Origin of the sequence: Mesorhizobium sp. LMG 17147, from assembly GCF_024297145.1 — a bacterium.
GTDB lineage: Bacteria > Pseudomonadota > Alphaproteobacteria > Rhizobiales > Rhizobiaceae > Mesorhizobium.
Window position 1 is genome coordinate 46,276 of sequence record NZ_JANCTC010000027.1, and the last position, 12,150, is coordinate 58,425.

General features: G+C 63.1%; 11 protein-coding genes, 1 tRNA gene and 1 pseudogene. 9 read left to right on the plus strand and 4 right to left on the minus strand.

The window, feature by feature from the left end:
• The first annotated feature begins 107 nt into the window (after positions 1-107).
• On the plus strand, positions 108-1,946 hold the full coding sequence (recQ, locus tag NMG46_RS27510) for a DNA helicase RecQ (RefSeq protein ID WP_254820466.1): 1,839 nt from the start codon (positions 108-110) through the stop codon (positions 1,944-1,946).
• Positions 1,947-1,967: 21 nt separating this feature from the next.
• Here recQ and NMG46_RS27515 read toward each other — a convergent pair whose 3' ends face one another.
• Both NMG46_RS27515 and NMG46_RS27520 read right to left on the minus strand, forming a co-directional pair.
• Positions 1,968-2,222 (minus strand): hypothetical protein, encoded by a 255-nt coding sequence (locus tag NMG46_RS27515; RefSeq protein WP_254820467.1) that lies wholly within the window; start codon positions 2,220-2,222, stop codon positions 1,968-1,970.
• Between the two features lie 174 nt (positions 2,223-2,396).
• The gene (locus tag NMG46_RS27520) at positions 2,397-3,314 is read right to left on the minus strand and encodes an alpha/beta fold hydrolase (protein ID WP_254820468.1); all 918 of its coding nucleotides are present in this window, start codon (positions 3,312-3,314) and stop codon (positions 2,397-2,399) included.
• 594 nt (positions 3,315-3,908) lie between these two features.
• On the opposite strand from NMG46_RS27520, the pseudogene NMG46_RS27525 reads away from it, so the two are divergent.
• Positions 3,909-4,262: pseudogene (locus tag NMG46_RS27525) on the plus strand (DUF308 domain-containing protein); the annotation flags it as partial.
• Positions 4,263-4,335: 73 nt separating this feature from the next.
• Here NMG46_RS27525 and NMG46_RS27530 read toward each other — a convergent pair.
• Positions 4,336-4,425 (minus strand) — tRNA-Ser (locus NMG46_RS27530).
• Between the two features lie 338 nt (positions 4,426-4,763).
• Between NMG46_RS27530 and NMG46_RS27535 the strand changes: the two genes are divergently transcribed.
• The 3 genes from NMG46_RS27535 to NMG46_RS27545 all read left to right on the plus strand — a co-directional run bounded on the left by NMG46_RS27535 (position 4,764) and on the right by NMG46_RS27545 (position 6,488).
• Positions 4,764-5,417: a 50S ribosomal protein L21 gene (locus NMG46_RS27535; protein ID WP_254820469.1), complete on the plus strand. Its 654-nt coding sequence runs from the start codon at positions 4,764-4,766 to the stop codon at positions 5,415-5,417.
• Positions 5,418-5,515: 98 nt separating this feature from the next.
• Positions 5,516-5,785, plus strand: a complete 270-nt coding sequence (gene rpmA / locus NMG46_RS27540; protein ID WP_254820470.1) for a 50S ribosomal protein L27 — start codon at positions 5,516-5,518, stop codon at positions 5,783-5,785.
• 115 nt (positions 5,786-5,900) lie between these two features.
• Positions 5,901-6,488, plus strand: a complete 588-nt coding sequence (locus NMG46_RS27545; protein WP_254820471.1) for a GNAT family N-acetyltransferase — start codon at positions 5,901-5,903, stop codon at positions 6,486-6,488.
• A 172-nt stretch (positions 6,489-6,660) separates the two neighbouring features.
• On the opposite strand, the gene NMG46_RS27550 is transcribed toward NMG46_RS27545, so the two are convergent.
• The gene (locus NMG46_RS27550; RefSeq protein WP_254820476.1) at positions 6,661-7,560 is read right to left on the minus strand and encodes an endonuclease/exonuclease/phosphatase family protein; all 900 of its coding nucleotides are present in this window, start codon (positions 7,558-7,560) and stop codon (positions 6,661-6,663) included.
• 140 nt (positions 7,561-7,700) lie between these two features.
• Here NMG46_RS27550 and obgE point away from each other — a divergent pair, with 140 nt between their 5' ends.
• The 4 genes from obgE (at position 7,701) to NMG46_RS27570 (ending at position 11,911) form a co-directional block, all read left to right on the plus strand.
• Positions 7,701-8,732 (plus strand): GTPase ObgE, encoded by a 1,032-nt coding sequence (gene obgE / locus NMG46_RS27555; RefSeq protein ID WP_254820472.1) that lies wholly within the window; start codon positions 7,701-7,703, stop codon positions 8,730-8,732.
• 2 nt (positions 8,733-8,734) lie between these two features.
• Positions 8,735-9,889 (plus strand): glutamate 5-kinase, encoded by a 1,155-nt coding sequence (gene proB / locus NMG46_RS27560; protein WP_254820473.1) that lies wholly within the window; start codon positions 8,735-8,737, stop codon positions 9,887-9,889.
• Positions 9,890-9,902: 13 nt separating this feature from the next.
• Positions 9,903-11,189 (plus strand): glutamate-5-semialdehyde dehydrogenase, encoded by a 1,287-nt coding sequence (locus NMG46_RS27565; RefSeq protein ID WP_254820474.1) that lies wholly within the window; start codon positions 9,903-9,905, stop codon positions 11,187-11,189.
• Between the two features lie 134 nt (positions 11,190-11,323).
• Positions 11,324-11,911 (plus strand): nicotinate-nucleotide adenylyltransferase, encoded by a 588-nt coding sequence (locus tag NMG46_RS27570; RefSeq protein WP_254820477.1) that lies wholly within the window; start codon positions 11,324-11,326, stop codon positions 11,909-11,911.
• Positions 11,912-12,150 lie beyond the last annotated feature (239 nt).

A 12,150-nucleotide genomic window follows, 5' to 3' on the forward strand; every position in this document is an offset into this window, starting at 1 on the left:
CGCGGACAGGACCAGAGGGGTCGATAAATGTTCGAATCTGCTGTCCAGGCAATCACCTGGCGATTCGCCGGCGAATTTCGGCAGGTCGTATCCCCGAAAGTTTCCTAATGCAGATAGCGGCGAGCGTCCCGGTGGAGGATTCCAAGCGGCGCGTCCTGAAGGATGTATTCGGCTTCGATGATTTTCGTCTCGGCCAGGCGGCCGTGATGGAGGCGCTTCTGGCCGGGCATCATGTGCTGGCTGTCATGCCGACCGGCGCCGGCAAGTCGCTCTGCTACCAGGTCCCGGCGCTGGTGCTGGGCGGGCTCACCATTGTCGTTTCGCCGCTGGTGGCCCTGATGCAGGATCAGGTCGCCGCATTGCGGCTTGCCGGCGTGGCGGCCGATACGATCAATTCCTCGCTCGACCGCGATGCCAATGTCGCTGCATGGCGCCGTGTCGCGGCAGGCCAGACGCGCCTGCTCTATCTTGCACCGGAGCGGTTGATGACCGTGCGAATGCTCGAGGCGTTGACCAAGCTCGATGTCCGGCTGATCGCCATCGACGAGGCACATTGCATCTCGCAATGGGGACCGGCGTTCCGGCGCGAATACGAAGAATTGTCGAGACTACGTGATATCTTCCCGAAAGTGCCGATCATTGCGCTGACGGCGACGGCGGATGAGACGACGCGCACCGACATTGCCGCGCAACTGTTCGACGGGCGCGTCGATACGGTGGTGCTCGGCTTCGACCGACCGAACATCAAGCTAGGCATTGAGCCCAAGCAGGACAGCAAGCGCCAATTGCTAAACTTCGTGCAGCGCCATGCAGGCCGCAGCGGGATCGTCTATTGCCTGTCGCGCAAAAAGACCGAAGAGATGGCGGCGTTCCTCGAGCGGAATAGCGTACGCGCGCTCGCCTATCATGCCGGAATGAGCAAGGACGCGCGTGAAGCGAATCAAAACGCTTTCATGACCTTGTCCGGTGTGGTGATGGTGGCGACCATCGCCTTTGGCATGGGGATCGACAAGCCGGACGTCGCCTATGTCTTCCACACCGACCTGCCGGGCAGCTTGGAGGCCTATTATCAGGAAATCGGGCGGGCGGGCCGCGACGGGCGGGCGGCCGAGGCACATATGCTCTTCGGTCTCGGCGATATCCGCATGCGCCGGCTTTTCATCGAAGACGAGGACGCGCCGGCTGAGCACAAAAGGCGCGCGCATGGCCGACTCGATACGCTGATCGGTTATTGCGAGACGACGCAGTGCCGCCGTCAGATCCTGCTTGGCTATTTCGGCGAGAGTGCTTCGCCTTGCGGCAATTGCGACAACTGCCTCGACCAGGGGCCGCATGCGGATGGCGAGGCGGAGGCACGGATCATCCTGGCGGCGATCGCACAGACCGGCGAGCGCTTTGGCGCCGCCCATGTCGTCGATGTTCTGCTCGGCCATGAAACCGAGAAGGTCCTGGACAGGAACCACCACAGGCTTGCCAGCTTCGGCACCGGTGTCGCGCACAAGAAAAATGTGTGGCTGTCGCTGGTCCGCCAGCTCGTCGCGGGAGGGTTTCTGACATTGGACTCAACGGGCCACGGCGGCCTCGCCATTGCCGAGAAGGGCCGTGCGCTGGCTCGGGGCGAGGCCTCGTTCCGGTATCGCGTGGACGCGCGCCAGTCATCGCGAGGCAAGATACGGACCGCACAGGATACCGCAGCAGGTACGGAAGGTCTGGATTCGGCGCTGCTGGCCGCGCTCAAGGCTGTACGGCTGCGTCTTGCCCGGGAACGCCAGGTGCCGGCCTTCGTGATCTTTTCGGATCGTACACTGATCGATATGGCCGAACGCTGCCCGCGTGATCTGGACGCCTTCGCCGCGGTCAACGGCGTCGGCGCCGCCAAGCTCAAGGATTTCGGCGAGATATTCCTCGGCGCGATCGCTGCGCATCAATCTGGTGTGGCGGGCTGAAGACCCACTTCAGTGACGTAATCAGCACCTGCTTCGCCTCGCCGCCGCAATCGCAGCCTCCTGCTGCCGCAAGCGCTCGATCTTCGCACTCTGGCGGGCAGCCACGGTCGAGGCGACACGCTGCCCTCCCAACAGCCAGCCCGGAAGGTTGGTGTGGACGACTTTGCCACGAGCGATGGCTGTCGCCGACATTTCGTCGGCGACAGCGCCCATCGCCACGTTGAGCTCGACGCAACTCATCTTGTCGTATTTCGCAGCATCAAAGGATGCAGGCAAAGGCGATGCGCAACTTCCGACAAACATCAGGCTGCACATCAGAGGCGCGGCCGTGGAGATCGCCTTCATTCCCTTATCAAGCACGTTGATGCCGGACAGCCGGATTTTCGTAGGGCTCTCGATCTCAGGCCGCGAAGCACTCCCGAGGTTCGGCGTAACTGAAGCATGTGACCTCTACAATGTTCTGTGCTGACCGTCCTGTTTGTCCTCGAAGAATTCCGAGAGTGCCGCTGCCGTTTTGTCGGGGTGCTCTTCCGGGAAAAAGTGCCCGCCTTTGACAGCGCGTCCTTCCACTCTGTCGGCCCATTTCCTCCAGATAGCCAGCGGCCCGCCTTCTCTCGTGTACCAGTTCTCCAGGCCGCCTTCGCCACTCCATAGCGCCAGTAGCGGACACTCGATGCGACGACCGTTTACCTGGTCCAGCGCGTCATGTTCACGATCGATCGTCGCAGCGGCGCGATACTCTTCGCAGATGGCGTGAATATGCGCGGGATCGCGAAGCGCATCAACATAGGCGTCCCTGACCTCTTTGGAGACCACTTTCGCCGACGATCCCCACTGCGTTATTGCATCGTCGACGACGGCATCGGGAGCCGCGCCTATCAGACGCTCCGGCAGGGGCTCCGGCTGGGCAAGAAGGCTCCAGGGCCAGAACCCGAGCGCCAGTCTGGCATCCGCCCGATCCCATGTTGCGGCGGTGGGGATGATGTCGAGGACGGCGATTTTGAGCACTTTGTCGGGATGGTCGAGCGCCAGGCGATAGGCAACCCGCCCGCCACGGTCATGCCCGGCAACCATGAACCGCTCAAACCCCAGTTGCTTCATGGCCTGAACCATGTCGCCGGCCATGGCGCGCTTGGCGTATGGGCTATGATCGGCAGATGAAACCGGGCATCCGCTTTGCCCATAGCCTCGAACGTCGGCGGCGACCACCGTGAAGCGGGGCGCCAAGGCTGCGGCGATATCCCTCCACATCAGATGCGTTTCTGGAAAACCGTGAAGAAGCAGCAGCGGCGGACCGGTGCCGCCGACCCTTGCGAAAATGGTCGTATCGTCCAGTCGCAAGCTGGTGGCTCTGAAACCTGCAAACACCGTCAGCCTCCTCGGGCGCCGTCAGACAAACTCTCCAAGGGCGCTAACGGTCGCCTGAGGCGAAAACCCCGGCCGCAATGGCCAGGGTTCAAGCCGGCCTGTTGCTAGAATCGAAACCAGACCCACACGCGCCTGCGGAAGCACCGCCTGCGCCGATAGCCATTTCGCCAGTAAACGCGACAGACCCTTCTCCAAGCACGCCGGCGGCGCCGACGCGGCCGGTGCCACCGGCGATGATAGACTGGTTGCAACTCGGCTTGAGTATCGTCGTCGAAGGTCTCGACATCCGGCGCCTCGAGTTCATCGAGAATGCCGCTTCTGGCAGTTGGAACGCCGGCCACTGCGTTGATTGGCCGAACTGCGCTTGCAAGGGCCGCAGCCCCGGCAATGCCAAACATTCCTGTCAAAAATAGTCGCCGATCCATGGAAACCTCCCGATCTCAACCAGCGATAGAACAAGGCTAACGATGGGGAGATAGCGCAGTCGGTGCAAACGCCTAGTGCCGCCCGGCGATCGCAATGATCCGGTCGGCAGGAGGGCGTTGCCGCCTGCGAAGTGGGACGGCTACCTCGATCGACAAACACCTGGGCTTTCGCACGCAGACCATCAACGTCGTGGTCAGTGTGGCGACAACGCTCGCGGTCGTTGTTGCGCTGAACATGAGCATGAATTGGGTGCTCGGGGTGTTCGGCCTATGGGCGATCCTGTCCGGCCTGCTTCAACTCGGCACCGCTGTCCGCCGTTGGAAGAGCTCTGGCGCACAGTGGGCGATGATCCTGAGCGGAGGGCAATCAGCGCTGGCAGGCACCTTTTTCATCGTGCAGGCGCGGATGCCGATGCCGCCATCCATCAGCAACGTGGCCGGCTATGCCGCAGTAGGCGCCCTCTACTTTCTGGTTTCGGCGGTGTGGCTAAGTGTGAGCCAATTGCGGCGGAAGGCTGCATAGGCCGCGATCTTAAGCCATTACCGGCGCGATGAGAGATGCAGTTATCTATGGCTCGGGTCGTACCATTCCGAAGTGGCGGAGAGGGAGGGATTCGAACCCCCGATGGGCTTGCACCCATGCCGCATTTCGAGTGCGGTGCATTCGACCACTCTGCCACCTCTCCGCGGTCATGGTCCGCCGTTGCCGGCGCGGCGCACTAGATAACGGCTGGACAGGCAGGTTACAAGGGCCAATCTGCCCCGTCGCCGCAGCTTCTGTCCCTGCTTCCTTCGAGCCTCCGGCAGCCGCTGCTCGATATTTGCAAGGACTGGGCTCAACCCGTTTGCAGCTTGCCCGCGGCGCTTGCCTTGACTCAAACCGAACCTTCGGTTAGGGACAGCGCGCAATCGGCGTGGAGGGATCTTCCGCGCCGCTTGTTTTTTGAACCCGCAGACTGACAAAAAGACGGCCGAACCGCCTTAGGCGGTTCATCAAGGCCGACCGAACAGCGAAAGGCAAAAAATGTTCGCAGTCATCAAAACGGGCGGCAAGCAGTATCGCGTTGCCGCCAACGATCTCCTGAAGATCGAAAAACTCGAAGCCAATGTCGGCGATATCGTCGAGATCGGCCAGGTGCTCGCGCATGGCGAGGGCGAGAACGTCACGTTCGGTGCGCCATTCGTCGACGGCGCCTTGGTCACCGCCGAAGTCGTCGAACAGGGCAAGAACCGCACTGTCATCGCCTTCAAGAAGCGCCGCCGGCAGAATTCGCGCCGCAAGATCGGCCATCGCCAGCTTTTGACCACCGTCAGGATCGCCGAGATCCTGCTGGGTGGCGCCAAGCCGGCGAAGAAGGCCACGGCCAAGACTGAGGTAAAGGCTGCTCCCAAGAAGGAAGCCAACGCAGAGGCTGCGCCGAAGGAAACCGAGGCCAAGGCAACCGAAACCGCCGCTCCGCTGTTCAAGGCACCGAAGGGCGAACCGGACGATCTGACCGTGATCAAGGGCATCGGCCCGGTTGCAGCCGGCCAGCTCAACGAACAGGGCATCACGACCTTCGCACAGATCGCCAAACTGTCCGACAAGGATGTCGCCAAGATCGACGAGCACATGCCGTTCAGCGCCGACCAGATCAAGGACTGGCGCGAGCAGGCCAAGGAATTGGCGAAAAAGTAGAACGACCCGGCGCAATCGTCGCCGGATCGGACTTGAAACGGAACGCGAACGCGTTCATAAGATTGTTTAGGCGTCTCACGGCGCATCGGAGTAGTTAGATGGCACACAAGAAAGCTGGCGGATCGTCGCGCAATGGTCGCGACTCCCATTCCAAGCGGCTCGGCGTGAAGAAGTTCGGCGGCGAAGCCGTGATTCCGGGCAACATCATAATTCGTCAGCGTGGCACGACGTGGCATCCCGGCACCAATGTCGGCATTGGCACGGACCACACGCTGTTTGCGCTCGAAGCTGGCGCAGTCACCTTCAACAAAAAAGCCAATGGCCGAACCTACGTATCGGTGAACCCGATGGCGAAGGCAGCGGAGTAGCCGGTTCCGCACGAGAACACCGGCACCCATCTCGGGACCGGTGTCTGGCCAAGCCAGGAAAAGGATCAGGGGAGATGGGTTTCCATCTCCCTTTTTTCTTGCCTGGAGGACTGACATGGTTGCCGAAGCGGAAGACTCAGACGACGAAAGTTACACGATAGATTGCCCGGTGCTCGCGACCGAGCGGCTGGTCATGCGTGCCCCGCGTGAAAGCGACATCGAGCAATTGGTGGCGCTCGCCGACAACCGCCATGTCGCGGAAATGCTGGCTCGCATGCCGCATCCCTATGGCGAGGCGGAGGCACGCGCTTTCCTGGCTATGACGGCATCGCGCCGGGCTGGAATCGCCTATGCGTTGACGCTGGCCGGCACCGAGACCTTCGTCGGCTGTGCCGGACTCAACACAACGGATCGCGGGCTGGAGCTCGGCTACTGGATCGGCGAGCCGTACTGGAAACGCGGCTACGCGACGGAGGCAGCGCACGCACTGGTCGACCTTGCCTTCCAGAGAACCACGATCCAGGTGCTGCACGCCTCGACGCGGGTTATCAATCCGGCCTCGCGCCGCGTCATCCACAAATGCGGCTTCCAGTATGCCGGCCAGGGCATGCTGAATTCAATCGTTGCCGGTCAGGTGCCGGTCGAGCGCTATCGCCTCGATCGCAAGACCTGGACCAGTCTCAGGAACTGGGTGCATTTTTGAGGCATGTCGATATTCAGGTGATGCCGGCCTGCGAATGGCGGCTTCCTGCGCTTCCGGTGCTCACGTACTTTAAGTACGCTCCGCTCCGGTTCTCGGAAGCCACCACTCTCGGCACGGCCTGACCTGAATCTCGACACACCTCGGCGCAAAAGATTGCGGACCAACGTTGACATCACGCCATCTCGACCCAGACCGGCAAGTGGTCCGAACCGGCCGCTTGCCGGTCGACCCACAGGCGCCTCAGCGATTTGGCAAGCGAGGCGCTGGTGAAGATGTAGTCGATGCGCTTGTAGCGGCTGGCATCGCCTGGCCGCTTGGGGTCGACCCAGGTGACGAGATCGGCGCCGGCAGCGCCAAGACGCACGGCGGCATCGACGGCGAGGTCGGCGGTCACCGGCATGCCGAATTCATGGTCGGGTTGGCCGGCGAGTTCGACGTGCTCCGGCGATCCGGCGAGCATGTTGAAGTCGCCCATGACGACGAAGGCTTCAGGACAAGGCAGGTCCGGCAAGCCGATCTCGGCGACGCCGGAGAGCCCGCCGCCCTCGAGCGGGTAGTTTAATAGGCGTTCGCGCAGAAAGCGGATTTGGCTCAGGCGTTCAACCGGGCTGGGGTGGTCGAGATGGGTGGAATAGAAGCGGATCGGACCAAGCGGCGTTTCGATCAGCGCCTCCAGCGCGCCGCGCTGGAAGTTCATTGCTTCGAAACTGCGGCTGCGCGGCAAAAGGAGATTGCGCGACAGATGGATCGGCGTCCTCGACAGCACCATGTTGCCGAGCTGGAAGGTGGTCGTGATGGCGCGGCCGTTCTCCAAGCGCGAGCCAGCGTCGGCTTCGAAATTGCTGCCGTAAACGGCAAAATAGTCGGGCAGCGCCTCGCCGAGTTCAGCCACCATGTCGCGGCCGCCATTCTTCGGGTTGGCGCGGGAGACCTCCTGCAGCGCGATCACGTCGGCACCGCGCACGGCGTCGGCGATACGGCCGACATCGTACCGGCCGTCGAGACCGACGCCGTAGTGGATATTGTAAGTACCAGCTTCATTCCGACATCTCGCGCTTGGAAAGCCGAAGATCGATTTTCGGCAAGGGTCAACCAAAGGCTACGCGTCCAGAGATACGCGCGACGTTACAGCAGTAAAAACGGCCCTCGCCCTTCGACCCGCCTTGGTTTAGAGCAATCCCGCAAAGCCAATAACAGAAACCATACAATCCGATGAAATTTCTCGATCAAGCCAAGGTCTACATCCGCTCCGGCGACGGCGGCGCCGGTTCGGTGTCGTTCCGGCGCGAAAAGTTTATCGAGTTCGGCGGTCCGGACGGTGGCGACGGTGGCCGCGGCGGCGATGTCTGGGTGGAGGCGGTCGACGGACTAAACACGCTGATCGACTATCGCTATCAGCAGCATTTCAAAGCCAAGACCGGGACGCACGGTATGGGCCGCAACATGACCGGCGCCAAGGGGGCCGACGTAACGCTGAAAGTGCCGGCCGGAACACAGGTCTTTGCCGAGGACAATGAGACGCTGATCTGTGATCTGACGGTCGTCGGCCAGCGCTTTCTGTTGGCCAAGGGCGGCAATGGCGGTTTCGGCAACCAGCACTTCAAGACCTCGACCAACCAGGCGCCGCGCCGCGCCAATCCCGGACTGCCAGGCGAAGAGCTCAACATCTGGCTCAGGCTGAAGCTGATCGCCGATGCCGGCCTTGTCGGGCTGCCCAACGCCGGCAAGTCGACCTTCCTGGCGGCGGTCACCGCGGCCAAGCCGAAGATCGCCGACTATCCCTTCACCACCCTGCATCCGGGCCTTGGCGTGGCCCGCATCGACGGGCGCGAATTCGTCATCGCCGACATTCCCGGCCTGATCGAAGGCGCGCATGAAGGGGTCGGCATCGGCGACCGCTTCCTAGGCCATGTCGAACGCACGCGCGTCCTTCTGCATCTTGTCTCGGCACAGGAAGAAAATCCGGCCCAGGCCTACAAGACCGTGCGCGCCGAACTCGACGCCTACGGCAACGGGCTGACCGACAAGATCGAAATCGTCGCGCTTTCCCAGGTCGACATACTCGATGCCGACGCACGCAAGAAAAAGACCGCCTCGCTGAAACGTGCCGCCGGCCGCGCGCCGATGCTGCTTTCTGCTGTCACCGGCGAAGGCGTCGAGGCGGTGTTGCGCGCGCTGATGGCTGTGGTGGCGGAGGCCCGCGAAGCTGTCGCTGCGCCGGTCGAGACGCGCTGGAACACATAGCCATGGCCGCGCAATCGCTGAAAAATTATCGGCGCATTGCCGTGAAGATCGGCTCGGCGCTGCTTGTCGACCGCACGACGGGCCTGAAGCGCGACTGGCTGGCCTCGCTTGCCGACGACATCGCCGTGCTGGCCAATGGCGGCGCCGAAATTCTCGTCGTGTCTTCCGGGGCGATTGCGCTCGGCCGTACCATCCTCGGCCTCGGCAGGCGAGCGCTGAAGCTCGAGGAGAGCCAGGCCGCTGCTGCCGTCGGGCAGATCGCCTTGGCCGGCGCCTGGTCGGATGCGCTCGGCAAGAATGGCTTGAAATCGGGCCAGATCCTGCTGACGCTCGGCGACACCGAAGAGCGCCGCCGCTACCTCAATGCGCGGGCGACGATCTCGACGCTGCTCAAGATGACGGCAGTGCCGGTCATCAACGAGAACGACACGGTGGCGACATCGGAAATCCGCTATGGCGATAACGACCGGCTGGCGGCGCGCGTCGCCACTATGATGGGCGCCGACCTTTTGGTGCTGCTTTCCGACATTGACGGGCTCTACACGGCACCGCCTGCGAGTGACCCGCAAGCTCGGTTCATTCCCGTCGTCGACCGCATCACTCCCGACATCGAGGCAATGGCGGGTGCTGCCGCTTCGGAATTGTCGCGCGGCGGCATGCGCACCAAGCTCGACGCCGGCAAGATCGCCACCGCCGCCGGCACCGCCATGATCATCACATCGGGCACGCGGCTGTCGCCGCTGCTGGCAATCGAGCGCGGCGAGCGCGCCACCTTCTTCCGGCCGAGTGCCAATCCGGTCAAGGGCTACAAGACCTGGATCGCCGGGCAGCTCGAACCTGCAGGACGGCTGACCGTCGATGCCGGCGCCATCGGCGCGCTGCTCTCCGGCAAGTCGCTGCTGCCGGCCGGCGTCAAATTGGTCAGCGGCAATTTTGCGCGCGGCGATACGGTGGCCATCCTGTCGCCCGAGGGCCGCGAGATAGCGCGCGGGCTGGTTGCCTATGATGCCGCCGATGCCGTAAGGATCGCTGGCCTGAAGACGACCGAGATCGAAACCGTGCTCGGCTACGCGGCGCGTTCGGCGATGATCCACCGCGACGACCTTGTGGTGAGCCATGCCGGCGGCGAGCAAGTAGTCCGTGACCAGGTTGAATAGCGGAGGATGAGCCATGCTGACGCTGCATGAAAAATCCCGGGACGATACCGTGGCGCTGATGGCCGATATCGGCCGCCGCGCGCGTGCCGCGGCCCGACCGCTGGCTATCGCAGCGGCCGAGCGCAAGCACGCGGCGCTGGTCGGCATGGCTCAGGCGATCCTTCGATATGAGCAGGATATCCTCGACGCCAATGCCATCGACATCAGAAATGGCAAGGAGGCTGGCCTATCGGCAGCGTCGATGGATCGGCTGAAGCTCGATCCCGCCCGCATCCGCGCCATGGCAGACGGTATCAATGAAATCGCCGGGTTGCGCGATCCGGTCGGCAATGTCATTGCCGCCTGGGAGCGGCCGAACGGGTTGCATATCGAACGGGTGCGCACGCCGCTTGGCGTCGTCGGCGTCATCTATGAGAGCCGGCCGAACGTGACCGCCGATGCCGGCGCGCTCTGCCTCAAAGCGGGCAATCCGGTGATCCTGCGCGGCGGCTCGGATTCGGCGAATTCTTCCGCCGCGATCCATGCCTGCCTGGTCGAGGGGCTGAAGACAGCCGGGCTGCCGGAGGAGGCCATACAGTTGGTGCCGACCACCGATCGCGCCGCGGTCGGCGAAATGCTGAAAGGGCTTTCCGGCAATCTCGAGGTCATCATTCCGCGCGGCGGCCGCAGCCTGGTCGAGCGTGTGCAGAACGAGGCACGGGTGCCGGTCTTCGCGCATCTCGAGGGCATCTGCCATCTCTATATCGACCGATCGGCCGATCTCGACATGGCGGTCAAGATCGCGGTCAATGCCAAGATGCGACGCACCGGGGTGTGCGGTGCTGCCGAGACGCTGCTGGTCGACCGTGCCGTCGCCGGCACGCACCTGGTGCCGATCCTCGGGGCCCTACAGGCGGCAGGCTGCGAGATCCATGCCGATGCCGAGGTGCTGAAGCTTTATGCCGATGCCCAGCCCGCGACCGATGCAGACTGGGTGACCGAATACCTCGATGCCATCATTGCGGTGAAGCTGGTCGACGGCGTTGCCGGCGCGATCGAGCATATCGAGAATTTTTCATCGCATCACACCGAGGCGATCATCGCCGAGGATGCAAAGGCCGTCGAACGGTTCTTCAACGAGATCGATTCGGCGATCCTTCTGCACAATGCCTCGACCCAGTTTGCCGATGGCGGCGAGTTCGGTATGGGCGCCGAAATCGGCATTGCCACCGGCAAGATGCATGCGCGCGGGCCGGTCGGCGTCGAGCAACTGACGTCGTTCAAATACCGCGTACGCGGGTCGGGACAGGTGAGGCCTTGACCTTTTTCGCCGCTAGGGCTTGAAGTTTGCGCCCAGCCACCCCCTCTGTCCTGCCGGACATCTCCTCCGCAAGGGGGGTGCTTAGCACGATGCTATCCCCTTCCGAGCATCCCGTCCCTCCGCGCTACCTCAAGATGCCGCATGCCGGGAAAGGCGTGGCGGTCGGGCTGTTCGGCGGTTCGTTCAACCCGCCGCACGCCGGCCATGCGCTGGTCGCCGAGATCGCGCTCAGACGCCTTGCGCTCGATCAGCTGTGGTGGATGGTGACGCCCGGCAACCCGCTCAAGAATGCCGGTGACCTGGCGCCGCTGGCCGAGCGGCTGCAGCTATCCGAAAAGATCGCGAAGAACCCGAAGATCAAGGTCACTGCCTTCGAAGCGGCCCACCGTGTCCGCTTCACCGCCGACACGCTGGCGCTGGTCAAGGCGCGTAATCCGGGCGTCGATTTCGTCTGGATCATGGGCGCCGACTCGCTTCGCGACTTCCACCGCTGGCAGCGCTGGCGCCGCATCGTCATGACGTTCCCGATCGCGGTCGTCGACCGGCCAGGCGCGACGCTGTCGTTCCTGTCGTCGGTGGTCGCCAAGACGTTCGACTATGCCCGCGTCGACGAGGGCGACGCACCGCGGCTCGCCCGCATGAACGCGCCGGCCTGGACCTTCATCCACGGCCCGCGTTCGTCGCTGTCGTCGAGCGCGATCCGCAAGGTGGCAAGGGGCTGAGCCAACACGGAAGGCAAGACCGCTGATGTCGCTTTTGCCGCTGCCTCGACCCGCTTGATGGGCGATCCTCGGTCATGACGATTCTCGAGCGCGACCAGGACAAGAACGGTCTGCGTCGGACATTCAGGTTGAATCGCGAAGGATTCCGCTAACGTCGGGTTTGTGATTCACTTCCTTAAGGAGGTGATTTGCCATGCCCAAGCCCTATTCGCTCGATTTGCGTGAACGCGTTGTGCGGT